This is a genomic window from Gilliamella sp. B3817 (assembly GCF_026536705.1).
GTDB lineage: Bacteria > Pseudomonadota > Gammaproteobacteria > Enterobacterales > Orbaceae > Gilliamella > Gilliamella apicola_I.
In genome coordinates this window covers 70,880-96,640 of record NZ_JAFNNV010000006.1, presented here as the reverse complement: position 1 = coordinate 96,640, position 25,761 = coordinate 70,880, and the positions used below count along the sequence as shown (strand labels likewise).

Here is a 25,761-nt window from a genome sequence, read left to right as displayed (position 1 = left end):
TCACGTGCTATTTTAATAACTCGTCCTACTGACTATTGGTTTTCTTCTGCAGAATTAAGTAACTCAGCTAAGTTAGCTGTTGCTTCTTCAGCAGAAATTGTTGTTTGAATATCATCACTTGATGGCATTGCACGTTTACGTAAACGCTCTTTATGGTAAGCATAACCAGTACCAGCCGGAATCAATCGACCAACAATGACGTTTTCTTTTAAGCCACGTAATTCGTCGTTTTTACCAGCAACAGCTGCTTCGGTTAATACGCGAGTCGTTTCTTGGAACGATGCCGCAGAAATAAACGATTCAGTTGTTAATGATGCTTTAGTAATACCAAGTAGATCGTGTAAATAAACAATTGGTTCTTTACCTTGTGCTTCAAGCTCACGATTAATAATCTTCAAGCGTGAAACTTCAAGTTGTTCACCGTCAAGTAGACGAGAACCACCCGGATGAATAACCGTTGCTTTACGCAGCATCTGACGAACGATAACTTCAATGTGTTTATCATTGATTTTTACACCTTGCAGGCGATAAACTTCTTGAACTTCGTTAACAATGTAACGTGTTACCGCATTTACACCACGTAGACGTAAGATATCATGTGCTGATTCAGGACCATCCGAAATCACATCACCACGTCCAACTTGTTCGCCTTCAAATACGTTAAGTTGACGCCATTTAGGAATCATCTCTTCATATGGTTCACTGCCATCTAATGGCGTGATGATCAAGCGACGTTTACCTTTGGTCTCTTTACCAAACGAAATAATACCATCAATTTCAGCAAGAATAGCTGATTCTTTCGGTTTACGAGCTTCAAATAAGTCAGCTACGCGTGGTAAACCACCGGTAATATCTTTAGTCCCTACAGAGGCTTGTGGAATACGTGCAAGCGTATCACCCACATTGATTTCTGCACCATCTTCTAATTGAACTAATGCTTTACCTGGTAAGAAGTATTGTGCAAGCATTTCAGTACCTGCAACATAGATATCTTTACCTTTAGCATCAACAATTTTGATTGCAGGACGTAAATCTTTACCTACACCTGTTCGCTCCGCGACATCTAAAATAACAATCGATGATAAACCTGTTAATTCGTCGGTTTGACGGGTAATAGTTTGACCATCAACCATATCAACAAATTTAACAAAGCCTTTCGCTTCAGAGATAACTGGCATTGTATGCGGATCCCAGTTAGCAACTGTTTCACCAGCATCGACTGCTGCACCATTACCTTTTGTTAAAATCGAACCATAAGGAACTTTGTAAGTCTCTTTCATTCGACCTAAATCATCGATAATCGTTAACTCAGCATTACGTGATGTAATAACTAATTTCTTGTCTGGGTTAGTCACAAATTTAGCATTAGTTAATTTAATACTACCTTTGTTTTTAACTTGAACACTTGATTCTGCTGCCGCTCTTGATGCCGCACCACCGATATGGAACGTACGCATGGTTAACTGTGTACCTGGCTCACCGATTGATTGAGCTGCGATAACACCGATTGCTTCACCTTTATTCACCAAGTGACCACGTGCTAAGTCACGACCATAACATTTCGCACAAACACCAAAATCAGTATCACACGAAACAACAGAACGAACTTTAACACTATCAACCGATTCAGCTTCTAGTAAATCACAATAGCTTTCATCAAGTAATGTGTTACGTGGAATCAAGATATCGGCACTGCCTGGTTTTAACACATCTTCAGCCGTTACACGACCTAATACACGTTCACGAAGTGGCTCTTTAACATCTCCACCTTCGATAACCGGTGTCATCACTACGCCTTCTAATGTGCCACAATCGTCTTCAATAACAACTAAATCTTGTGCAACATCAACTAAACGACGAGTCAAATAACCAGAGTTCGCCGTTTTTAACGCTGTATCAGCAAGACCTTTACGAGCACCATGGGTAGAAATAAAGTACTGAAGTACGTTTAATCCTTCACGGAAGTTTGCTGTAATTGGTGTTTCGATAATAGAGCCGTCCGGTTTTGCCATCAAACCACGCATACCTGCTAACTGACGAATCTGTGCTGCAGAACCCCGCGCACCTGAGTCGGCCATCATATAAATACTGTTGAAAGAAGATTGTACTTCTTCTTTACCTTCACGATTAATCACTTTTTCAGTTGATAAGTTATCCATCATGGCTTTTGCAACACGTTCATTGGCTGCTGCCCAGATATCGATAACTTTATTATAACGTTCACCTGCTGTGACTAAACCTGATTGGAATTGCTCTTGAATTTCAGCAACTTCAATTTCAGCTTCGTTGATGATTTGTAATTTCTTAGCCGGAATTTCCATATCATCAATACCAACTGAAACACCAGAACGTGCAGCATAAGCAAAACCGGTATACATCACTTGGTCAGCCAAAATTACGGTTTCTTTCATACCGAGTTGACGATAGCAAATATTCAAAATACGTGAAATTGCTTTTTTGCCAAGTGGTTGGTTAATCACTGAGTAACTCATCCCTTTTGGCATAATCAACCATAAAATAGCACGCCCAACAGTAGTATCAATAACTGAAGTTGTTTCTTCCCACTCACCAACACTATTACGTTGGCTTTCAGTGATACGCACTTTAACTTTAGCATGTAGCTCAACAAGACCTAAACGATACAGTTTTTCTGCTTCTTTAGGACCGGTTAAAATCATGCCTTCACCTTTCGCATTGACTTTATCACGAGTCATATAGTAAAGACCTAATACCACGTCCTGTGAAGGAACAATAATAGGCTCACCACTCGCAGGCGAAAGAATATTGTTGGTTGACATCATTAACGCACGCGCTTCTAATTGCGCTTCTAACGTTAATGGTACGTGAACCGCCATTTGGTCACCATCGAAGTCAGCATTGAATGCCGCACAAACTAATGGATGTAACTGAATCGCTTTACCTTCAATTAAGATAGGTTCAAATGCTTGAATACCCAATCTGTGAAGTGTTGGTGCACGGTTTAGTAATACTGGATGTTCACGGATAACTTCATCTAAGATATCCCAAACAATCGCATCTTCACGTTCAACCATTTTCTTCGCAGCTTTGATGGTTGTTGCATAGCCACGACGCTCTAATTTACCGTAGATAAATGGTTTGAAAAGCTCAAGTGCCATTTTTTTCGGTAAACCACATTGGTGTAAACGCAAGTATGGACCCACAGTAATTACAGAACGACCTGAGTAGTCAACACGTTTACCTAATAGGTTTTGACGGAAACGACCTTGCTTACCTTTAATCATATCGGCAAGTGATTTTAATGGACGTTTGTTTGAACCAGTAATAGCACGACCACGGCGACCATTATCTAATAATGCGTCGACAGATTCTTGTAACATACGTTTTTCATTACGTACAATAATATCTGGCGCAGCTAAGTCTAATAAACGTTTTAAACGGTTATTACGGTTGATCACTCGACGATAAAGATCATTCAAATCTGATGTTGCAAAACGTCCGCCATCAAGTGGTACTAATGGACGTAAATCTGGTGGCAACACAGGCAATACGTTTAAGATCATCCATTCAGGTTTATTTTCTGATTGAATGAATGCTTCAATAATCTTAATGCGTTTAGTGATTTTCTTCCGTTTTGTTTCAGAGTTTGTTGTTGAAAGTTCGTCACGTAGTGCTTCACATTCCGCTTGTACATCAATATTACGCAACAACTCTTGGATAGCTTCGGCACCCATGCGAGCATCGAATTCATCACCAAACTCTTCTAACGCATCTAAATATTGCTCTTCTGTTAAGATTTGACCACGCTCTAAGTTGGTCATACCACCATCAAGAACCATAAATGATTCAAAATAAAGAACACGTTCGATATCACGAAGTGGCATATCTAACAATAAACCAATACGAGATGGTAATGATTTTAAAAACCAGATGTGTGCAGTTGGCGATGCAAGTTCAATATGCCCCATACGTTCACGACGTACTTTCGCTTGTGTTACTTCAACGCCACATTTTTCACAGATCACACCACGGTGTTTTAAACGTTTATATTTTCCACATAAACATTCATAGTCTTTAACTGGTCCAAAAATACGCGCACAAAACAATCCATCACGCTCTGGTTTGAACGTTCGATAGTTGATTGTTTCAGGTTTTTTAACTTCACCAAAAGACCATGAGCGAATCATATCAGGAGAGGCAAGACCTATCTTGATAGCATCAAAATCTTCTGTTTTTGTCTGTGCTTTTAGAAACTTTAGTAAGTCTTTCACAATTGGCTCCTATGGAGTTAAACCAATTAGATAACTTATTATCGCTAATAAGTTATCCCTATAAATAGAAATCATTTTTAGTTAGTGAAGATTACTCTTCATCTAACTCGATATTAATACCTAGCGAACGAATCTCTTTTAACAATACATTAAATGATTCTGGAATCGCAGGTTCCATACGATGATCACCATCTACAATATTTTTATACATCTTAGTACGGCCGTTTACGTCATCTGATTTAACCGTTAGCATTTCTTGTAGTGTGTAAGCAGCACCATAAGCTTCAAGTGCCCATACTTCCATCTCACCGAAACGCTGACCACCAAATTGAGCTTTACCACCCAATGGCTGTTGAGTAACCAGACTATATGAACCTGTAGAACGTGCATGCATCTTATCATCAACTAAGTGATTTAATTTCAGCATGTACATATAACCTACTGTTACCGGACGTTCAAACTGCTCACCTGTACGACCATCATACAATGTAATTTGACCTGAAGTCGGCAAATCACCCAATTCTAGTAATGACTTGATTTCTTGCTCTTTTGCACCATCAAACACTGGTGTAGCAAGTGGCATACCATTACGTAAATTTTGTGCCAATGTCATGACTTCTTGATCGGTAAATTCTGCAACATTTACTTTTTGTGCAGCACCTAAACCAAGATCGTATGCTTTTTGGATAAACTCACGTAATTTAGCAAGTTCTTGCTGTTCTTTAAGCATTGTATCAATTTTTTGACCAATACCTTTAGCCGCCATACCTAAGTGGGTTTCTAGGATCTGTCCAATGTTCATACGAGACGGAACCCCTAGTGGGTTTAACACGATATCGACTGGACGACCTTTGTCATCATATGGCATATCTTCAATTGGATTAATCTTAGAGATAACCCCTTTGTTACCATGACGACCCGCCATTTTATCACCAGGCTGAATTTGACGTTTAACCGCTAAGTAAACTTTAACAATTTTGAGCACACCAGGTTGTAAATCATCACCTTGTGTAATCTTCATGCGTTTAGCTTCAAGCTTTTTGTTAAACTCAAGTTTAATTTCTTCGTGCTGTTCAGCAAGTTGCTCTAACTGTGCTTGTTTGCTTTCGTTTGAAATACCGATTGTTAACCATTTTTCTCGTGGTAAGGCATCTAATTTATCAGTTTTAATACCACCTGAAATTAACACATCACGAATACGCGCAAATAAAGCTGCTTCTAAGATTTTAAGCTCTTCAGTTAAATCTTTTCTTGCTTGTTTAAGTTGCATTTCTTCAATTTCAAGTGCACGTTTATCTTTTTGTACACCATCACGAGTGAAGACTTGGACATCAATAACCGTACCAGAAACACCATTTGGTACACGTAAAGACGTATCTTTAACGTCAGATGCTTTTTCACCAAAAATTGCACGTAGTAATTTTTCTTCTGGTGTTAATTGTGTTTCACCTTTAGGCGTCACTTTACCAACAAGAATATCACCACCTTTAACTTCAGCACCGATATAAACAATACCTGATTCATCTAATTTAGAAAGCGCAGCTTCACCCACATTTGGAATATCAGCGGTGATTTCTTCAGCACCTAATTTAGTATCACGAGATACACAAGATAACTCTTGAATATGGATCGAGGTAAAACGATCATCTTGTACCACTTTTTCAGAAACTAAAATAGAATCCTCAAAGTTATAACCATTCCATGGCATAAATGCCACGCGCATGTTTTGACCTAGTGCAAGTTCACCTAAATCAGTTGATGGACCATCTGCAAGTACATCACCACGTTCAACTTTTTCGCCTAATTCCACACATGGAATTTGATTGATACAAGTATTTTGGTTAGAACGTGTATATTTAGTTAAGTTATAAATATCAATCCCTGTTTCACCCGCATACATTTCATCGGCATTGACATTGACTACGATACGTGACGCATCAACATATTGAACAGTACCACCACGACGAGCAACGGCTGTTACACCTGAGTCAACAGCTACCGCACGTTCCATACCAGTACCAACAAATGGTTTTTCCGCTTTTAATGTCGGAACTGCTTGACGTTGCATGTTTGCACCCATCAAAGCACGGTTCGCATCGTCATGTTCCAAGAATGGAATTAATGACGCACCAACCGACACGATTTGTTGTGTTGAAACGTCCATATAATGAACTTGTTCAGGACTATATAAGCCTGATTCACCATTTAAACGACAAGTCACTAAATCTTCTTTAAAGCGACCTTCTTCATCAAGGTTTGAGTTCGCCTGTGCAATAACAAATTCACTTTCGTCAATTGCTGATAAATAATTAATTTCATCAGTCACAACACCGTCAATCACTCGACGATATGGTGTTTCTAAGAAACCATACTCATTAGTACGAGAATAGACCGCTAACGAGTTAATCAAACCGATGTTTGGACCTTCAGGCGTTTCAATCGGACATACGCGACCATAATGAGTTGGATGTACGTCACGGACTTCAAAGCCTGCTCGCTCACGAGTTAAACCACCCGGACCTAATGCAGAAATACGACGTTTATGCGTAATTTCAGATAATGGATTGTTTTGATCCATAAACTGAGATAACTGGCTAGAACCAAAGAACTCACGGATTGCCGCTGAAATTGGTTTAGCATTAATCATATCTTGTGGCATTAATGAATCAAGATCACCTAAAGATAAACGCTCTTTTACGGCTCTTTCAACACGCACTAAACCAATACGGAATTGGTTTTCTGCCATTTCACCAACGCTACGAATACGACGATTACCTAAGTGGTCGATATCATCAACATCGCCATGACCATTACGAATACTGATTAATTTCTTCATAACGTCAACGATATCATCTTTAGTTAAGACGCTTTGACCTTCAATATCATCACGACCTAAAGAACGATTAAATTTCATTCGACCAACCGCTGATAAATCATAACGTTCATCAGAGAAGAATAAGTTGTCAAATAACGCTTCTGCAGCTTCTTTTGTTGGTGGCTCACCTGGTCGCATCATGCGATAAATTTCAACTAATGCACCTAAACGATCGCGTGTTGAATCAACATTTAATGTTTCAGAGATAAACGCCCCATGATCAAGATCATTGGTGAATAATGTTTCAATTTTTTTGTAGCCTGCATTCGTTAATTCTAATAACAATTCTAATGAAATTGGTGTATTAGCAAATGCAATGACTTCACCTGTTGCGTCATTGACATAGTTTTTAGCAAGCACTTTATTAACGATGTATTCAACAGGTACATCAATTTTGCTTACTTTATCTTTTTCTAATTCACGAATATGACGTGCAGTAATACGGCGACCTTTTTCAGCGTACACTTTACCTTTTGATTCGATATCAAATAAGGCTGTTTCACCACGTAAACGCTCTGGGACTAAATCCATTTTTAATTTGGATTTGCCAACTTCAAAAATGGTTTTCTCAAAGAAGATATTTAAAATTTCTTCTGTTTCATAACCTAATGCGCGCAAAATAATTGTTGCTGGAAGTTTACGACGACGGTCAATACGAGCAAAAAGATTGTCTTTTGGATCAAATTCGAAATCAAGCCAAGAGCCACGATAAGGAATAATCCGAGCATTATATAAAACTTTACCAGAAGAGTGTGTTTTACCTTTATCACTATCAAAGAACACACCTGGACTACGATGTAATTGTGAAACGATTACCCGTTCGGTACCATTGATTACAAATGTTCCATTGTCCGTCATTAAAGGAATTTCGCCCATGTAGACGTCTTGCTCTTTAATATCTTTTACAGTTCCTTCTGGTGCATCTTTATCATAAATAACTAAACGTAATTTTACGCGCAACGGTGCTGAGTAAGTGATCCCTCTAATTTGACATTCTTTTACATCAAACACAGGTTCGCCCATCTTAAAGCTCACGTATTGTAACTCAGCATTACCACTATAACTTTTTATCGGAAATATTGAACGAAAAGCGGCTTCTAAACCATACTGACCTTCTGGATCTTGCTCAATAAATTTCTGGAACGAATCAAGTTGAATAGAAAGAAGATACGGTATATCCAAGACTTGTGGACGCTTACCAAAATTCTTACGAATTCGTTTTTTCTCGGTATAAGAGTAAACCATTAGTTCCTCAACTTGCTTATCTGCTATTTTAGCATGATTAAATATTCATCAGGAGCACTTCAATCGAATAATAACGCCTGACACCTCATCGAAAATATCTATAAATATCAATTGATTAGGCTTAATAAATATACTATTTCTTTATTGCTTTTTATTGATAGTCTTCAAATAAAATTCTTCGACTTTTTACAGCGCAAAAAGGCTGGAGGTAAAACCCCCAGCCATTTAGCTTGCTATCGATTAACTTATTTAAGTTCGACAGCTGCACCAGATTCTTCAAGTGCCTTTTTAAGTTCTTCAGCATCAGCTTTGCTAACACCTTCTTTAACTGTTGCAGGAGCTGATTCAACAAGATCTTTAGCTTCTTTTAAGCCTAAACCAGTTGCACCACGAACTGCTTTGATAACAGCTACTTTATTTGCACCAACATCTTTTAAGATTACATCAAATTCAGTTTTCTCTTCAGCTGCTTCAGCTGGACCTGCTGCTGCAACTGCAACTGCTGCTGCTGCAGAAACACCGAATTTTTCTTCCATCATAGATACTAGTTCAACAACGTCCATTACAGACATTTCAGCAACTGCATCTAAAATTTGTTCTTTAGTGATAGACATAATATAGTTTCCCAAATTTACAATTTTTAATTAATAAAATTCGTCATCATACTGCTAATTAAGCAGCTTCTTTTTGATCACGAACAGCTGCAAGAGTACGAACCAATTTGCCTGCTGCGGCTTCTTTCATGGTTGACATCAAGCGAGCTAATGCTTCTTCATAAGTAGGTAATGTTGCTAAGCGATCAATGTTCGCTGCAGTAATTAACTCACCTTCAAAGGCTGCGGCTTTAATCTCAAATTTATCGTTTTCTTTTGCAAACGCTTTAAAAATACGCGCAGCAGCACCTGGGTGCTCGTTTGAAAACGCAATTAGAGTAGGACCAACAAACGTATCTTTTAAACACTCATATTGAGTACCCTCTACAACACGGCGTAATAGCGTATTACGAACAACACGCATATAAACACCCGCTTCACGAGCAGATTTACGTAATGCAGTCATTTTTTCTACAGTTACGCCACGAGAATCGGCAACAACTGCAGATAGCGCACCTTTGGCGATTTCATTAACTTCAGCAACAATTTCTTGTTTATTTTGAAGATTTAGTGCCATTGGTTTTGCTCCTGGATTAAAACTAGGCAAAGCCTAGACTTATTTAAACTAACTATAACAATATAGTTAGCACAACCACGATGAGCAGAATTCCTGTATTATATCTTATCAGGTTCTGTCACCGTCTACGTAGGAAAATTAAGTAATTAAACGTCAATTACACCTACGGTCTTGGACGGGGTCTGGTTAAGGTCAGACACCAACCGATTTTTTTGTTTAATTAATAATGATTAATTAAACAGATGCATTCAATGTTGTTTGATCGATAGCAACACCAGCGCCCATAGTAGTAGAAAGACTTACTTTCTTCACAAAGACACCTTTAGAAGATGCTGGTTTTGCACGTTTTAACGCAACAAGTAATGCTTCTAAATTTTCTTTAAGTTTAGCTGCATCAAAATCAGCTTTACCGATAGTAGTATGGATAATACCATTTTTATCGTTACGGTAACGGATTTGACCTGCTTTCGCATTTTTTACTGCTTCAGCAACGTTAGGCGTTACAGTACCAACTTTAGGGTTTGGCATTAAACCACGTGGTCCTAAAATTTGACCTAATTGACCAACTACACGCATAGCGTCTGGCGATGCGATAACGACATCAAAATTCATTTCGCCTTTTTTGATTTGATCCGCAAGATCGTCCATACCAACTAATTCAGCACCCGCTTCTTTAGCTGCTTCTGCATTTGCACCTTGTGTAAACACAGCTACACGAACACTACGACCAGTACCATGTGGCAATACAATTGCACCACGAACATTTTGGTCTGATTTACGTGAATCAATACCTAAATTTACAGCAACATCAACGCTTTCAGTAAATTTAGCAGTCGCAAGCTCTTTTAATAAAGCAATTGCTTCGTTGATTTCATATTGTTTAGTTGCATTCACTTTTTCGCGGATAAGTTTAGCTTTCTTAGATAATTTAGCCATCGATTAACCCTCCACTTCCAAGCCCATTGAACGAGCGGTTCCTTCAATAGAACGCATCATTGATTCAATGGTAGCACCATTCATATCTGCAGCTTTTAATTCAGCGATTTCGCGAATTTGAGCACTCGTTACTTTACCTACTTTTTTCTTGTTAGGCTCACCTGAACCAGACTTGATTTTAGCAGCTTTCTTCAATAGTACTGCCGCAGGAGGAGTCTTAGTAACAAAGGTGAATGAACGGTCTGAATAGACTGAAATAACAACTGGAATAGGTAGACCTTTTTCCATGCTTTCTGTTTTCGCATTAAATGCTTTACAGAATTCCATGATATTAACACCATGTTGACCAAGTGCTGGACCAACTGGTGGACTAGGATTTGCTGCACCAGCTGCAACTTGCAACTTGATGTAAGCCTGTACTTTTTTTGCCATTTTTTGGTTTCCTTCTCTCGGGTGCTAACGCTTCTATTATATAAATAGACAGCTCCCCTAAGTTAAATGAGGGCAGAATTATCCTACAATTGATATACAAATGCAAGATTTATTTTATGAACAATTAATACAAAGTAGGCGATTCCCCACTTTGTATTAAAAATGAAAACGTTAATTAAAGTACGTTAACAGCGTTAAGTTCTTTAAATGCAAGTTCTAAACGAGCAACTAAAGAATCTTGACCTTTACGTAACCAAACACGTGGATCATAGTATTTTTTGTTTGGCGCATCAGGTCCTTCAGGATTACCTAATTGACCTTGTAAATAAGCTTCATTAGCTTTGTAGTAATCTAAAATACCCGCCCAGTTAGCCCATTGAGTATCGGTATCGATATTCATTTTGATAACACCATAACTAACTGCTTCTGCAATTTCTTCAGGTGTTGAGCCTGAACCACCATGGAATACAAAATTCAGTGATTTTTCAGGTAAGTTGAATTTTTCTGATACGTATTTTTGTGAGTTATCTAAAATTTTTGGTGTTAATTTAACATTACCTGGTTTGTAAACACCATGCACGTTACCAAATGATGCAGCGATAGTGAAACGAGGGCTAATTTCACTTAATCGCTCATAAGCATAAGCTACATCTTCAGGTTGAGTATAAAGTGCTGAACTATCCATATGGCTGTTATCCACACCATCTTCTTCACCACCAGTACAACCTAATTCCAACTCTAATGTCATTTTCATTGCAGACATACGAGCAAGATACTGACAACAAATATCAATGTTATCTTTTAATGTTTCTTCTGACAGGTCGATCATATGTGAAGAAAATAGTGGTTTACCGGTTTTAGCAAAGTGAGTTTCACCAGCATCAAGTAAACCATCAACCCATGGAAGTAATTTTCTTGCACAGTGGTCAGTGTGAACAATCACTGGCACACCATATTTTTCAGCCATTAAATGAACATGTTTTGCACCAGAAATAGCACCTAGTACTGCACATTCTTGTCCTTCTAATTTAAGACCTTTACCAGCGATGAACTGTGCACCACCATTTGAGAATTGAACAATAACAGGAGAACCTACTTTTGCCGCTGTTTCAATTACCGCATTAATTGTGTTGGTATCAACACAGTTAACTGCTGGTAAAGCAAAGTTATTTTCACGAGCGATTTGAAATACTTTTTGAACATCATCACCAGTTACAACACCGGGTTTAACGACATCAGAAATCTTTGTAGCCATTTTATTACCTATGATTTAATTATTATAAAAAATAAAGGATGAGTAATCATCTCATCCTTTTTACTGAATCTATATTATGCTTTTGCTCTCGCTTCTAACATTGCAACAGCAGGAAGTTTTTTACCTTCAACAAACTCAAGGAAGGCACCTCCACCAGTTGAGATGTAAGAAATTTTATCTTCAATTCCAAATAAGTCAATTGCAGCTAACGTATCACCACCACCAGCAATTGAAAAACCTTCACTATCAGCAATTGCTTTAGCAACAATTTCAGTCCCACGACGGAAATTAGGGAATTCAAATACACCAACTGGACCATTCCATAATATGGTTTTCGCTTTTTTAATAATATCAGCTAATGCTTCAGCTGATTTATCACCTAAATCAAGAATTTGTTCATTTTCTTTAACATCAGAAACTGATTTTTCTGTAGCCGTTGCTGTTTCACTGAATTCAGTCGCAACACGCACATCAGTTGGAACAGGAATATGGCAGTTAGCCATCAATTTTTTCGCTTCTGGGATTAAATCTGCTTCATATAGCGATTTACCTACATTATAACCTTCAGCCGCGATGAAGGTATTAGCAATACCACCACCGACAATAATTTGATCAGCGATTTTTGAAAGCGAATCAAGTACAGTAAGTTTAGTTGATACTTTAGAACCCGCAACAATCGCAACCATTGGACGAGCCGGATTATCAAGTGCTTTACCTAATGCATCAAGTTCCGCAGCTAATAAAGGACCTGCACAAGCAATTGGTGCAAATTTACCCACGCCATGCGTTGAAGCTTGAGCGCGGTGAGCTGTTCCAAATGCATCCATTACATAGATATCACAAAGTGCGGCATACTTTTTAGATAACGTTTCATCATCTTTACCTTCACCCACATTGAATCGTACATTTTCAAGAACCACTAATTCGCCTTCTTTAACATCTACGCCATCAAGGTAATCTTTAACAAGACGGACAGGAAATGAAACATGTTCTTTTAAGTAATCAACGACTGGTTGCAATGAGAATTCAGGGTTATATTCTCCTTCTGTTGGACGACCAATGTGAGAAGTCACCATCACTTTAGCGCCTTTTTTGATTGCTTCTTCAATTGTCGGTAATGATGCCTTGATACGTGCATCAGAAGTGACTTTACCATTTTTGACTGGTACATTAAGATCTGAACGAATAAATAAACGTTTCCCTTTTAGATCAAGATCTTGCATTCTAATAACAGACATGAGACTTCCTCTTAATAAAAAAATATAAATAAAAATAAACTTCACGTATTCTAACATAAAAATTCTTTTTAGGTTATAGCGATTATTGTTCAAATAGTAAACGTTTGTCATCAATGTGTAATTTATAAATTGCAAATTTTTTATGTAACAGCATTGACAACTGGCAGAAAATCAGGCATATTTTGCCGCCTTATTAATATGTAATTTTATTTAAACTTGGGAGTTGACTTTGGCTAATATCAAATCAGCTAAAAAACGTGCGGTTCAATCCGAAAAACGCCGTAAACATAATGCTAGTAACCGTTCAATGATGCGTACTTATATCAAAAAAGTTTACGCAGCTGTTGCAGCTGGTGATAAACAAACAGCTGAAGTAGCATTCAAAGACATGCAAGCAGTTGTTGACCGTCAAGCGGCTCGTGGCTTAATCCACAAAAATAAAGCTGCACGTCATAAAGCAAATTTAATTAAACAGATTAAAGCATTGGCTTAATGCCCGAATCTGTTAACTATTATAGTTAAAGAAAATGCTAAAAAGTGGTGTAAGCCACTTTTTTTATTTGTATAATAATCAGTTATTCCATATCAATAAAAAAAATAAGAGAGTATATTGTGGTTCAGCGTGATTATGTGAGAAGAAAAAGTCGACCGAAAAAAAACAAATCAAGCTTTATGCCAAAATTTATGATATTTATGGCAATTGTTCTTATTGTCTTATTTTCCGCCATTCTCTATTTAATTACCAATAATAAACCTAACAAACCCGTTGAACAACCAAAAGTCAAAACGCCTCCACCTGCCGTTACCTTACCAGAGCAACCTCAGGAACGTTGGACATACCTTAAAGCGTTAGAAACGCCCAATGCCAGTTCAAACGCAACATCGAATTCAGTTGCAAGCGAACGGCAACAGATTTTAGATAGTTTTGCGAATAACACCAATACACGATCGAATACTAATCAAACCTTATCGACAACAACGAAATGGACATTACAATGTGGTGCTTTTAAGGAAAAAGCCAATGCGGACACCCTAAAAGCTCAACTTGCTATGACAGGTATAAATGGTAATATTTCTTCTGGTCAGTTATATCGCGTTACAGCTGGGCCCTATACTAGCAAAAGCGAAGCTGATAAGGCGTTGAACTCATTAAAAAATAGTGGGATCAATAATTGTATTCTTTCTAACAAATAGAAAAAACCATGAAAACATTTCAGCAGATAACGTTGTTCTTAAAAATGTTGTGGGCTAAAATCAATCAGGATCAGTTGACCACATCCTCTGCCAGCCTTGCCTATACCACAATACTGGCACTCGTTCCGCTTATTACTGTTATTTTTTCATTATTATCCGCTTTTCCAATGTTTGATGAAATTAGCCTATCGCTAAAACAGCTCATTTACAGTAATCTCGTGCCTACCGCAAGTGATACCATTCAAAATTACTTAGAACAATTTATCACCAATACTAAAAAGATGACGGTAGTGGGTATAGTTGGATTAATCGTTACCTCATTATTGCTTATTAACTCAATTAATAGTGCGCTTAATCATATTTGGAGAACGAAACGTAAACGCTCATTTATGTATAATCTAACTATGTACTGGACAATATTGACTTTGGGGCCTATTTTAGCGGGCTCAAGTGTAGCGGTCAGTTCGTATATATTTTCGTTAAACTGGTTATCAACTGGAGCAACGGGGAATATTATGCTGAGTAGTTTACCGTTTATTATTTCTGTCGTTGGATTTTGGTTACTTTACAGTATTATCCCTACTGAATCCGTTCCTTTTAAAGAGTCATTCATTGGTGCGATTGTTGCAGCAATATTGTTTGAAATAGGTAAACGTGCCTTTGCGTTTTATGTAAGTTCATTTCCAACTTATCAGTTAATCTATGGCGTAGTATCTTCTATTCCAATCATGCTTGTTTGGATTTACTGTTCTTGGTGTATTGTCTTATTTGGCGCTGAATTTGCAGCAACCTTAACCGAATTTAACCGCCCTAAAAAACGAATATCGGATAACCAAGCTCAAGCGGAGTAATATTTTTATGATTGCCTTAATCCAACGTGTTAAACAAGCTTCTGTCACTGTTGAAGATCAGATTATTGGAAAAATTAATCATGGTTTGTTGATATTACTTGGTGTCGAGCAAGATGATGATGAACAAAAAGCAATTCGATTATGTGAAAAAGTCCTTGGCTACCGTATTTTCAGTGACAGCGACGGTAAAATGAACCTTAATGTTAATCAAGCTCAAGGTGAAGTTCTTGTTGTATCCCAATTTACTTTAGTTGCAGATACCCAAAAAGGAATGCGTCCAAGCTTTACCAAAGGGGCTAAACCAGAAGATGCCAATAGACTGTATCAATTCTTTGTTGAGCAATGCCAAAAGAATATTAAGACGCAAACTGGTCAGTTTGCAGCAGATATGCAAGTATCATTAATTAATGATGGTCCGGTAACCTTCTGGCTTCAGGTTTAGTCATTTGACGGATCATAGGCTTATGCAGAAATAGTTTCTACTTTACCTAATTCAGTAATACAGTCATTTACCATATGCTCAATCTAGAATCATTTTAATTTTTTAAGCATATCGATATCGGATTGATTTTCATTTAAGCCTAATTGATTTAATTTATTGGTATAATACTGTTTAACATCCTGCCAACGATAATAAGGATATTGTTGGGTGCTAATTGGCAGATGGACTTCTTGTTCATTTAATAAGATTTTAACCAGTATCGGATGATGTGGTTGTTCACTTTTATAAAAAATCCATTGTATATTGGCGCCCATAGGAATAATTTTTTCTGCATGCCAGACAGTCGGATAATCAAATAGCGTCTTGGCAACTTTTGTTGTACCCTCAATTTCCATTAGCGTTGCAAACGGAGAAAGCGTCTCTGCATGGGCAAAACGCAAATTAGCATCAACATTATTATTGGTAATTGCGTTATCGGCCGTCATTAGCATATTCCTTAATAAAGGTGCAGCAATTTTAATTTGAATACCATTGGCATCAAATGTCGGACCAATTTGTAAATAATTTTTGGCAGTGACAACCGTATTAAACCACGCATTTGCTTCCTCTGAAAAATAATCATCAAAATTAAGTTGATGATTAACTAATACCTCTGTGGGTAATGCCTGTAACTCTTGATAGAGTTGATAAACGGCCAGACTAAAATCTTCGGTTTTAATCGAATAATATTCACCAATATCCATTCCTATATTTAATTTTTCAATAAAATTATGGGTAAAAAATTTTATGGCGACGGTTTGACTCAGTGCGACAGTTTTAGGTGAACATTTAATTGTTTTTAAGGCATTTTTAACCGCTTTACTCTGTTTATATTTATCATAAGCAGGCGAATAGTTAAAAAAGCGTAACAACGTTTGTCCATTTTCGGGCTGGGTGGTGACTTGAATATGAGGATATTTTGCTTTAAAGGGTTGGACAAAAATTTCAGCCGTCTCTTTAGCTCTAGGCGACGTAGATGAAATTACCGCAATGTTATGGCCTTTAAAGACCGTTGGATTATTTGCTAACATTCGCTGACTGATGAGACCTATATCTTGACGTCCTAAATCGGTTAACTCTCCATAGTGATTATTATTCAACTGTTTAATATACAAAACTTGCTTGAGTAACGATTTTCCGTCATCAGTGAGTTGATTATCTTTGTCGGCTAATAATAATGTCTGATAAACAATCTCTTCATATTTTGATTTACTAATATAGCGAGAACCATGACGACCAATATGATTAATATAAAATGCTTGATAGCCTTTTGGAGCAGGGGTAATGGTTTGCTTAGTGTCATAATGATAGGCCGTCTTTGAGCCTGCTAGTTGTGGTAATGCAAAACAAAATGAAGAGAAAGCAAGTAACATAATTGCACCTATTCCCCTAAAAGAATGAATAAACACGTTTTGATTAATTACTACCATACATTGCTCCTGCTAATCATACCATATCAAGAAAAGCGAATGGGTCTACGACATTATTTTTAAACGATACTGGTATCAAATCAATAGAAAAAAGCACCTTAGAAACAATTTACAAAATCATTCCTAATAAACTTATTTATGCCTCAATTGAAAAAGCCTAACGCAATTAAATGACAATATAAATTATTTTAATAACACTCTTTTAATTTTTGTAAAAAAGATTATCTTAGTAAGCATTTCAAAAAACTTCTATTAGTCGAATAAAAATAATGAAATTATATGGCATAACTGGCACCAAAATTTGTTGCGCTTTTATCGCAGCGTGCATAAAAGATCGTTACACATCTACCCGTTTTTTTAAGGATTTAATTGCTGGTATTACGGTTGGTATTATTGCTATACCATTAGCCATGGCTTTAGCAATAGCGAGTGGTGTTCCACCACAACATGGGCTTTACACCGCAATAATTGCAGGTGTTGTCATTGCATTAACCGGAGGTTCACGCTTCAGCGTATCGGGTCCAACAGCGGCATTTGTCGTGATTTTATATCCCGTTTCATTACAATTTGGTTTGTCTGGATTACTTGTTGCGACCTTATTATCCGGTGTCTTTCTAATTATCATGGGAGTAATTCGACTTGGTCGATTAATTGAATATATTCCTTTACCTGTTGTTTTAGGCTTTACCTCTGGCATTGCAATAACTATCGCCACCATGCAAATCAAAGATTTTTTTGGTTTAACACTTGAACACATGCCGGAAAGCTATATTAGCAAGGTAACCGCTTTAGTTAAAACCTTTCCAACTATTAATTTTGCCGATACTTTAGTAGGGATTGTAACGCTGATAGTACTGATTGTGTGGCCGAAACTTCGAATAAAAATATCCGGGCATTTACCGGCATTAATAACGGGTATTTTGGTCATGTTTATTTTGAATCAATTTGGCTATGAAATTGAAACTATCGGTTCTCGATTTACCTATATTTTACCTGATAATAGCATCGGTCATGGTATCCCGTCCGTTTTACCCGAATTTATCTTACCTTGGCAGCACGCTGATTTTAAATGGGATTGGTCAATGTTATCCGCTCTGCTTCCAATTTCGCTTACAATGGCAATGCTATGCGCAATTGAATCATTATTATGTGCCGTCGTATTAGATGAAATGACCCATACAAAACATCACTCAAATAGTGAACTTATCGGACAAGGATTAGGCAATATCATTGCGCCGTTTTTTGGAGGGATTTCAGCAACAGCCGCTATAGCCCGTTCCGCTGCTAATGTCAAAGCAGGCGCAACATCACCTATTGCTGCCGTGCTGCATTCGATTGTAGTATTGCTTGCACTCATTTGTTTTGCACCATTATTATCCTATATCCCTTTATCAGCAATGGCAGCCTTGTTATTAATTGTGGCATGGAATATGAGCGCTGTGCAACGAGTGATATATATAATTAAATGCGCACCTAAAGATGATATTTTAATCATGCTTATTTGCATGTCTTTAACCGTATTATTTGATATGGTTATTGCTATAACACTTGGCATAGTGTTAGCTTCAATCCTATTTATGCGTCGTATTGCACACATGACAAGATTGGTTGAACTCAATCGAAGCAGTGAAAAAACATTAGTACTTCGCATTAATGGACCACTATTTTTTGCCGCCGCTGAACGTACCTTTTCCGAAATCTATCAGAAAATAAATGGCTATGAGCACATCGTATTACAGTGGGATGCGGTGCCTATTCTTGATGCGGGTGGGCTTAATGCATTACGCCATTTTATTGATGAATTGCCAGAACAAGTAGATTTATCTATTTGTGAATTACAATTCCAACCATTGAAAACATTAGCCAGAGCCAAGTTTATACCGATTTCGAATAAATTAATGTTTTATTCAACATTAGATGAAGCACTGAAAGATAAAAATTAAAAGGACAATTAGTTTTATTATATTGATTAATTATTATACGTAAAGGAAATAGTACGCATTTTCTTTGCACATTTAGCATTACCTCCGTCATGCTTTCTTTTCACTCGCTAAAAACGTCTGGCTAGTTTGAATTGAAAGGCTATGTTGATTACAACCGAAAGTTAACCATATAAAATAGGAATTTAATATGATATCTACTGAAAATAATACTCAAGATCTTAAACAAAAAACAGGCTGGTTTATTTTTATCGGTGTGATTTTAATTATTTTGGGATGCTTAGCATTAGGCTACCAGTTTATTGCAACTGTCTTTTCTGTTTACTTTATCGGTTCATTACTTTTAATTGCAGGTATTGCACAAATAATACATGCCTTTAATATTAAAGGATTTGGTCAAACAGCCTTATGGGCGGTAATGGGCATTTTGTATATCTTTATCGGATTAATGGCGTATTTCCAACCTATTGCCGTTTCTTCTGCATTTACATTACTGATTTCACTCTTACTGGTTATCAGTGGGTTTACACAAATATTTGCTTCATTAAATAACCGAGAAATACCACGTTGGGGATGGATTTTAGCATCGGGGATTATTACGCTAATTTTAGGTTTAATGATTATTGCCGGCTGGCCATACGATAGTCTTTGGGTGTTGGGCATGTTTTTAGGAATTGACCTTATTTTCCAAGGTTGGGCGTATGTTGCTATCGGTTTTGCACTTAAAAAGCGCCAATAGTTAAAATAACTATACTAATTGCTCATAATCAAGTATTTTGGGATTATGAGCAATGTTTTCTAACTCATTCAATCTCACTGTCATTTTCTGAACGTATTGAAAAGCAGGCTATTTATAGCTTTTATTTGTTTTAGCCTTCACATCCTTCATGGATTGTAAAATACGATGATAATTATCAAGTCTCGATGGTGCTATTTTTCCTTCTTGTACCGCTTTTTGTAACAAACATCCTGGTGTATTTAAGTGATTACAATCACGGAATTGACACCCGCCTAAATAATCATCAAACTCTATAAAGCCATGAATAACTTGTTCAGGTTCAAGATGCCACAATCCAAATTCACGAATCCCCGGCGAATCAATAATATCGCCACCATTGGGTAGATGATAAAGCCGTGTAGAGGTTGTGGTATGTTGACCAAGACCCGATAATTCAGAGATATCGCCTGTTAAAGCTGATTGTGCCTGTTCAGGCAATAACAGATTAATAATGCTTGATTTACCTACGCCAGACTGACCAACCAAAATAGACACTTTTCCTTGCAACGCATCTTGCAAAGGGGCTAACCCTTGCTGATTTTGACAAGAAACAAACAATAACGGATAACCAATATCCCGATAAATTGATAACTGCTTTTCAATCTCCGTACGCTGTTCAGGGGTAAGTAAATCAATTTTATTTAACACAATTATGGGCTGAATATTGGTTGCTTCACAAGCCACTAAATAACGATCAATAATGTTCAAGGATAATTCCGGTAAAACTGCCGATATAATGACAATCTGATCGACATTGGCTGCGACAGGTTTTACACCGTCATAAAAATCCGGACGCACCAATTCTGAGTGTCGAGGATGTACTGCCTCAATAATACCATTAGTATTGGGTTCCAAACTCTCTCGCCATATTACTTTATCACCGGTAACCAACGACGGTAAGGTACGGCGAATACTGCAACGATAAATTAGTCCAGTATCATCTTCGACGTCAGCGGATTTACCATAACGACTCACAACGACACCTTCACGCGGCAACGAAAAACTCGACAAGTTGTCATCTTGTCTTGTCTCTAATCGTTGCTGATGTTTAGCAGCTACACGCCTTTTTTGATTTTTTGATAATTGATTTTTTGCCACAGTTACGAATTTTTTACTAAACAGTTTGACAGATATGCTACACTACTCGGCATTAAAAAGAAAATTTCCACAGCAAATTATGATCAAACACTCTCAAATTAATAGTAGTAATCTAATTTGGATTGATCTTGAAATGACGGGACTTGATCCAAAAACTGATCGTATTATTGAAATTGCCACTATTGTAACTGATTCTGACCTTAATATTCTTGCAGAAGGTCCGGTTATTGCTGTTCATCAATCAGATGAACAATTAGCGCTCATGGATGAATGGAATCAAAACACTCATGGCAATTCGGGATTAATCGACCGTGTACGCAATAGTACTATTTCAGAACAGCAAGCCGAACAACAAACCATCGCATTTTTACAACAATGGGTACCAGAAAACTGCTCACCAATATGTGGTAATACGATTGGTCAAGATCGACGTTTTTTATTTAACTATATGCCGAAGTTAGAAAAATATTTTCATTATCGTTATTTAGATGTCAGTACTATTAAAGAATTAGCAAAACGTTGGAAACCCGAAATTTTGAAAGGCATTACAAAACAAGGTACCCATCAAGCACTTGACGATATTCGTGATTCCATTTCAGAACTTGTCTATTATCGTCAGCATTTTTTTAATCTAGATCATTAACGTGCATGCAAATTATCTATACCCTTTTATTATATCTAATTCAGCCATTTGTTTGGCTAAAACTATTATGGCGCAGTCGTAAAGCGCCAGCCTACCGTCAGCGCTGGTTAGAACGATATGGTTTTTGCAAAAATAAAGTCAAACCAAATGGTATTTTAGTGCATGCCGTATCCGTAGGTGAAACAATAGCGGCGATTCCGCTAATTAAAGCATTGCAACAAAAATATCCACAGTTACCAATCACTGTTACCACCATGACGCCGACAGGTTCTGAGCGAGTAAAATCGTTATTAAAAGACAGTGTCAGTCATGTTTATCTACCCTATGATCTGCCCGGAGCCATAAAACGATTCTTAAAAACCACAAAGCCTAAAATTGTTATAATTATGGAAACTGAACTTTGGCCTAATTTAATTAGCCAATGTTATAAACAAAAAATTCCTTTAATTATTGCAAATGCCAGATTATCAGAACGATCTGCTGCTCGCTATGGCAAATTAGGCAAAGCAGTCAAACAATTATTTTCGAAAATCAGTATGGTGGCAGCTCAAAATCAGCAAGATGGTGAACGATTTGTTTCACTTGGTTTACCTGCTGATCATTTAGCAATAACAGGCAGCATAAAGTTTGATATTAACTTATCCAATGAGCAGCGCCAAAACATAAACCAGTTAAAACAACAATGGCAATTAAAAAGGCCAGTGTTAATTGCAGCAAGTACCCATAGTGGCGAAGATGAAATTATTTTAACTGCATTTAAAAAATTACTGCTTAAACATGCCAATTTATTGTTAATTCTGGTTCCACGTCATCCTGAACGTTTTAAAACGGTTGAAAAACTCATTAGTGATAATGGTTTTAATTATTTAAAGCGTAGTACAAATCAAATACCTACAGAACAAACTCAAATAGTTTTGGGCGATACAATGGGCGAACTAGTAGAGCTTTACGCAATGGCAGATATCGCTTTTGTGGGTGGTAGCCTAGTAAAACAGGGTGGACATAATCCTTTAGAGCCTGCACTGCACCATATTGCTATTATTACCGGTGAATATTTTTTTAATTTCCAAGTGATTTGTGAACAGTTGATTGAAGCGCAAGGAATGATTGTTTGCACAAACTCAGCGGATGATTTATATTCAACAATAGATCGCCTATTAAATGATAATAGTCGCCGAGTACAACTGGGCGAAAATGCCTATCTCGTTTTGAAGCAAAATCAAGGAGCACTCAGTAGACTTTTAGCAGTTATTAACCATTATCTTAATATCAAATGAGGCTAAGCTGTGGATAAAAAAAACGGTTTATTATTGGTTAATTTAGGTACACCTAGCGCGACAACGCCAGATGCTATAAAACAGTATTTAACAGAATTTTTGCTTGATCGACATGTTGTTGATCTGCCCAGCTTTATTTGGTATCCAATTTTAAAATATATTATATTACCTAAACGTATCCCCTACATTCTCAAGCATTACCAAAAAATCTGGATAAAGGGTAGTTCACCTTTGTTACATTACAGTAAATTGTTACACGAAAAATTGCAGCAACACTTACCCAATATAAAATGTGAACTTGCCATGACGTATGGTGAGCCGAGTCTTCAAGCTGCCTTAAATAACTTAAAATCCTGTAAAAAAATTACGTTGTTACCCCTATTCCCGCAATATTCTACAACCACAACACTTGCCGTTCTGGATAAAATCAAACAATTAAATGATACCAATATTATAAGAAGTAATATTCACTATATTCGAGACTATGCTGATCACCCAAGTTACATTAATGCACTCTATTTACAGATAAAACAGGCTTTTTTAGAACAAGGGCAACCCGATGTTTTACTCCTTTCTTATCATGGTATGCCTGAGCGCTATATTATTAAACGCCATGATGATTATATCGAGCGATGTGAACTCACCACCTTATTATTAATTGAAAAGTGTTTAGCGAACGGCATCACGCTGCCAATACAAATGGCCTATCAATCAAAATTTGGAAAAGGAAAATGGGTTGAACCAAACACGAGTGACATACTTAGAAATTTAGCTTTAAATGGCGTGACTCGTGTTCATGTGATGTGCCCAGGATTTTCTGCGGATTGTATTGAAACTTGTTATGAAATAGATCATGAAAATCGAGAAATATTCCTTAATTCAGGAGGAAAACACTTTCATTACATCCCTGCATTAAATGATTCACAACAACATATTAATACTATCATCGATCTCATACATCAGACGGAATCTTAAAAACCGATCCGACTTTTTTTTCGATTAATTTGATTTAAAATAAGATTAAAACTATATTTGCAAGTGAAATGTTAAATTTAACACATCATTGTACATTTATTACAATTAAAATGGACAATTATGAATACTTATCGATATGCTTTGTTACTTTACCTTGATCAATGAGCAGATAAGTGTTCAAAATAGGCGCACAAAGGAGAATAATAGATGAAAATAATCATTATTGGAGCTCAAGCAGCTGGGGCGAGTGCTGCAGCTAAAGCCAAAAGAATAAACCCTAATGCAACAATTCGTATCTATGAAAAATCGGATATTGTTTCATTCGGTGCGTGTGGCTTACCTTATTATATTGGCAATCATTTTACTGATGCTAATGAAATGATATCCCGAACACCTGAACAATTTCAAAAAGATGGTATTGAAATAAAAACACGACATGAAGTGATATCTGTTGATGTTAAACAAAAAAAATTACTTATTAAAGATTTAAATAACGGTGAAAACATTGAAGATAGCTTTGACAAATTGCTATTTGCTGTAGGTGCAAGTCCAATTATTCCAACACTGGCGAATGATCAGCTGGACAATATTTTTACGTTACGCAATCTTTATGATGGATTAGCAATCAAAGAAGCGCTGTCAAAACCGGAATGCAAAAATATTATTATTGTTGGAGCTGGTTATATTGGATTGGAGATAGCCGAATCACTGGTTGCATTAAAAAAGAAAGTAAAATTAATTCAATTAGATAATCGAGTATTAGTCGAAGCATTCGATGAGCAACTTACTGACATTATTCAGGAAAATATTGAGCAACATTGTGACTTACATTTACAAGAAAGTGTCCAAGGTTTTGTTGGTCAAGATAAAGTGACGCAGGTTATAACAAATAAAGGACAATATCCTGCTGATCTGGTTATTATCGCTACCGGTGTTAGACCAAATAGTCAAATCTACAAAAACATTGGCATTAATACCCTAAATAATGGTGCCATTATTACCGATGATTTAGGTAGAACAAATATCACTGATATTTATGCCGCTGGAGATTGTGCCACGCTGTTCCATAAAGTCAGCCAAACTAAAGTCTATATTCCATTAGCAACTGGCGCAAACAAATTAGGGAAAATTGTAGGTGAAAACATTGCAGGTGGCAATTGTCAATTTCCTGGTACGTTAGGCACATCAGCGCTCCGAGTATTTAATATTGAAGCAGGACGAACAGGAATAACTGAAAATGAAGCCATCAAATTAGGTATCCCCTATAAAACGGTTTTAGTAAACGATAAAAACCACAGTAATTATGTCGAAGGTCAATCACCCGTTACGGCTAAACTTATTTATCATGCTGAAACACGCAAGATTTTGGGGGGACAATTAGTCGGCGGCACTGGTTCTGCATTGAGAATAAATGTATTAGCAACAGCAATATGGTCACAAATGAAGATTGACGAACTTACAATGTTAGATTTTCTGTATGCACCACCTTTTTCACGGCCTTGGGATATTTTAAATATAGCAGGTTCCATTGCCAAATAGAGATGATGAAAAGAGTGTTTACTAATCACTCAAAAATAGTCAATAAAAAATTAAATTTGTTAATCAATTGCTTCAGTATTAAAACAAACCTTTAAAGCACTTAACAAATTGATTAATAAATAAAATTAAAGAATTATTGATAATTATTTAATTA

Annotated in this window: 20 protein-coding genes; 10 read left to right on the top strand and 10 right to left on the bottom strand. The window is 36.9% G+C overall.

What is annotated here, in order from left to right; translation table 11 throughout:
* Nucleotides 1–32: 32 nt before the first annotated feature.
* The 8 genes from rpoC to pgk form a co-directional block, all read right to left on the bottom strand.
* The gene (gene rpoC, locus J3U36_RS08500; protein WP_065559745.1) at nt 33–4,250 is read right to left on the bottom strand and encodes a DNA-directed RNA polymerase subunit beta'; all 4,218 of its coding nucleotides are present in this window, start codon (nt 4,248–4,250) and stop codon (nt 33–35) included.
* Between the two features lie 91 nt (nt 4,251–4,341).
* On the bottom strand, nt 4,342–8,370 hold the full coding sequence (rpoB, locus tag J3U36_RS08495) for a DNA-directed RNA polymerase subunit beta (protein ID WP_267380160.1): 4,029 nt from the start codon (nt 8,368–8,370) through the stop codon (nt 4,342–4,344).
* Nucleotides 8,371–8,615: 245 nt separating this feature from the next.
* A complete protein-coding gene (gene rplL, locus J3U36_RS08490) occupies nt 8,616–8,984 on the bottom strand; it encodes a 50S ribosomal protein L7/L12 (RefSeq protein WP_065559747.1) in 369 nt (122 codons plus the stop codon).
* Nucleotides 8,985–9,042: 58 nt separating this feature from the next.
* On the bottom strand, nt 9,043–9,540 hold the full coding sequence (rplJ, locus tag J3U36_RS08485; RefSeq protein ID WP_025316516.1) for a 50S ribosomal protein L10: 498 nt from the start codon (nt 9,538–9,540) through the stop codon (nt 9,043–9,045).
* 234 nt (nt 9,541–9,774) lie between these two features.
* A complete protein-coding gene (gene rplA / locus J3U36_RS08480; protein ID WP_065559748.1) occupies nt 9,775–10,476 on the bottom strand; it encodes a 50S ribosomal protein L1 in 702 nt (233 codons plus the stop codon).
* A 3-nt stretch (nt 10,477–10,479) separates the two neighbouring features.
* On the bottom strand, nt 10,480–10,908 hold the full coding sequence (rplK, locus tag J3U36_RS08475; protein WP_065559749.1) for a 50S ribosomal protein L11: 429 nt from the start codon (nt 10,906–10,908) through the stop codon (nt 10,480–10,482).
* 175 nt (nt 10,909–11,083) lie between these two features.
* Nucleotides 11,084–12,163, bottom strand: coding sequence for a class II fructose-bisphosphate aldolase (gene fbaA, locus J3U36_RS08470; RefSeq protein ID WP_065559750.1), 1,080 nt, complete (start codon nt 12,161–12,163; stop codon nt 11,084–11,086).
* Nucleotides 12,164–12,237: 74 nt separating this feature from the next.
* Nucleotides 12,238–13,401, bottom strand: a complete 1,164-nt coding sequence (gene pgk, locus J3U36_RS08465; RefSeq protein WP_065559751.1) for a phosphoglycerate kinase — start codon at nt 13,399–13,401, stop codon at nt 12,238–12,240.
* Nucleotides 13,402–13,630: 229 nt separating this feature from the next.
* Here pgk and rpsT point away from each other — a divergent pair, with 229 nt between their 5' ends.
* The 4 genes from rpsT (at nt 13,631) to dtd (ending at nt 15,888) form a co-directional block, all read left to right on the top strand.
* The gene (rpsT, locus tag J3U36_RS08460) at nt 13,631–13,894 is read left to right on the top strand and encodes a 30S ribosomal protein S20 (protein ID WP_025316521.1); all 264 of its coding nucleotides are present in this window, start codon (nt 13,631–13,633) and stop codon (nt 13,892–13,894) included.
* Between the two features lie 119 nt (nt 13,895–14,013).
* Nucleotides 14,014–14,595: an SPOR domain-containing protein gene (locus J3U36_RS08455; protein ID WP_267381745.1), complete on the top strand. Its 582-nt coding sequence runs from the start codon at nt 14,014–14,016 to the stop codon at nt 14,593–14,595.
* Nucleotides 14,596–14,603: 8 nt separating this feature from the next.
* A complete protein-coding gene (locus J3U36_RS08450; protein ID WP_267352147.1) occupies nt 14,604–15,446 on the top strand; it encodes a virulence factor BrkB family protein in 843 nt (280 codons plus the stop codon).
* 7 nt (nt 15,447–15,453) lie between these two features.
* A complete protein-coding gene (gene dtd / locus J3U36_RS08445) occupies nt 15,454–15,888 on the top strand; it encodes a D-aminoacyl-tRNA deacylase (protein ID WP_267360798.1) in 435 nt (144 codons plus the stop codon).
* Between the two features lie 89 nt (nt 15,889–15,977).
* Here dtd and J3U36_RS08440 read toward each other — a convergent pair whose 3' ends face one another.
* Nucleotides 15,978–17,357, bottom strand: coding sequence for a histidine-type phosphatase (locus J3U36_RS08440; RefSeq protein WP_267380166.1), 1,380 nt, complete (start codon nt 17,355–17,357; stop codon nt 15,978–15,980).
* A gap of 269 nt (nt 17,358–17,626) precedes the next feature.
* Between J3U36_RS08440 and dauA the strand changes: the two genes are divergently transcribed.
* Both dauA and J3U36_RS08430 read left to right on the top strand, forming a co-directional pair.
* Nucleotides 17,627–19,300: a C4-dicarboxylic acid transporter DauA gene (gene dauA, locus J3U36_RS08435; RefSeq protein WP_267380167.1), complete on the top strand. Its 1,674-nt coding sequence runs from the start codon at nt 17,627–17,629 to the stop codon at nt 19,298–19,300.
* Nucleotides 19,301–19,487: 187 nt separating this feature from the next.
* A complete protein-coding gene (locus tag J3U36_RS08430) occupies nt 19,488–20,036 on the top strand; it encodes an HdeD family acid-resistance protein (RefSeq protein WP_220215987.1) in 549 nt (182 codons plus the stop codon).
* A gap of 108 nt (nt 20,037–20,144) precedes the next feature.
* On the opposite strand, the gene rsgA is transcribed toward J3U36_RS08430, so the two are convergent.
* Nucleotides 20,145–21,173 (bottom strand): small ribosomal subunit biogenesis GTPase RsgA, encoded by a 1,029-nt coding sequence (gene rsgA, locus J3U36_RS08425; RefSeq protein ID WP_267380169.1) that lies wholly within the window; start codon nt 21,171–21,173, stop codon nt 20,145–20,147.
* Nucleotides 21,174–21,252: 79 nt separating this feature from the next.
* Here rsgA and orn point away from each other — a divergent pair, with 79 nt between their 5' ends.
* From orn to J3U36_RS08405, 4 genes are all read left to right on the top strand, one after another.
* Nucleotides 21,253–21,816, top strand: a complete 564-nt coding sequence (gene orn / locus J3U36_RS08420) for an oligoribonuclease (protein WP_267380171.1) — start codon at nt 21,253–21,255, stop codon at nt 21,814–21,816.
* Between the two features lie 5 nt (nt 21,817–21,821).
* Nucleotides 21,822–23,093: a lipid IV(A) 3-deoxy-D-manno-octulosonic acid transferase gene (gene waaA, locus J3U36_RS08415; protein ID WP_267380173.1), complete on the top strand. Its 1,272-nt coding sequence runs from the start codon at nt 21,822–21,824 to the stop codon at nt 23,091–23,093.
* Nucleotides 23,094–23,102: 9 nt separating this feature from the next.
* On the top strand, nt 23,103–24,068 hold the full coding sequence (gene hemH / locus J3U36_RS08410) for a ferrochelatase (RefSeq protein WP_267380175.1): 966 nt from the start codon (nt 23,103–23,105) through the stop codon (nt 24,066–24,068).
* 207 nt (nt 24,069–24,275) lie between these two features.
* Nucleotides 24,276–25,607: a CoA-disulfide reductase gene (locus J3U36_RS08405; RefSeq protein ID WP_267380177.1), complete on the top strand. Its 1,332-nt coding sequence runs from the start codon at nt 24,276–24,278 to the stop codon at nt 25,605–25,607.
* Nucleotides 25,608–25,761: the final 154 nt, after the last annotated feature.

What these genes read in the sequence shown, in the direction of transcription:
- rpoB (WP_267380160.1), bottom strand. Translation starts at nt 8,370, where the DNA reads ATGGTTTACTCTTATACCGAGAAAAAACGAATTCGTAAGAATTTTGGT.
- rplL (WP_065559747.1), bottom strand. Translation starts at nt 8,984, where the DNA reads ATGTCTATCACTAAAGAACAAATTTTAGATGCAGTTGCTGAAATGTCT.
- rplJ (WP_025316516.1), bottom strand. Translation starts at nt 9,540, where the DNA reads ATGGCACTAAATCTTCAAAATAAACAAGAAATTGTTGCTGAAGTTAAT.
- rplA (WP_065559748.1), bottom strand. Translation starts at nt 10,476, where the DNA reads ATGGCTAAATTATCTAAGAAAGCTAAACTTATCCGCGAAAAAGTGAAT.
- rplK (WP_065559749.1), bottom strand. Translation starts at nt 10,908, where the DNA reads ATGGCAAAAAAAGTACAGGCTTACATCAAGTTGCAAGTTGCAGCTGGT.
- fbaA (WP_065559750.1), bottom strand. Translation starts at nt 12,163, where the DNA reads ATGGCTACAAAGATTTCTGATGTCGTTAAACCCGGTGTTGTAACTGGT.
- pgk (WP_065559751.1), bottom strand. Translation starts at nt 13,401, where the DNA reads ATGTCTGTTATTAGAATGCAAGATCTTGATCTAAAAGGGAAACGTTTA.
- J3U36_RS08450 (WP_267352147.1), top strand. Translation starts at nt 14,604, where the DNA reads ATGAAAACATTTCAGCAGATAACGTTGTTCTTAAAAATGTTGTGGGCT.
- dtd (WP_267360798.1), top strand. Translation starts at nt 15,454, where the DNA reads ATGATTGCCTTAATCCAACGTGTTAAACAAGCTTCTGTCACTGTTGAA.
- J3U36_RS08440 (WP_267380166.1), bottom strand. Translation starts at nt 17,357, where the DNA reads ATGGTAGTAATTAATCAAAACGTGTTTATTCATTCTTTTAGGGGAATA.
- dauA (WP_267380167.1), top strand. Translation starts at nt 17,627, where the DNA reads ATGAAATTATATGGCATAACTGGCACCAAAATTTGTTGCGCTTTTATC.
- J3U36_RS08430 (WP_220215987.1), top strand. Translation starts at nt 19,488, where the DNA reads ATGATATCTACTGAAAATAATACTCAAGATCTTAAACAAAAAACAGGC.
- orn (WP_267380171.1), top strand. Translation starts at nt 21,253, where the DNA reads ATGATCAAACACTCTCAAATTAATAGTAGTAATCTAATTTGGATTGAT.
- waaA (WP_267380173.1), top strand. Translation starts at nt 21,822, where the DNA reads ATGCAAATTATCTATACCCTTTTATTATATCTAATTCAGCCATTTGTT.
- J3U36_RS08405 (WP_267380177.1), top strand. Translation starts at nt 24,276, where the DNA reads ATGAAAATAATCATTATTGGAGCTCAAGCAGCTGGGGCGAGTGCTGCA.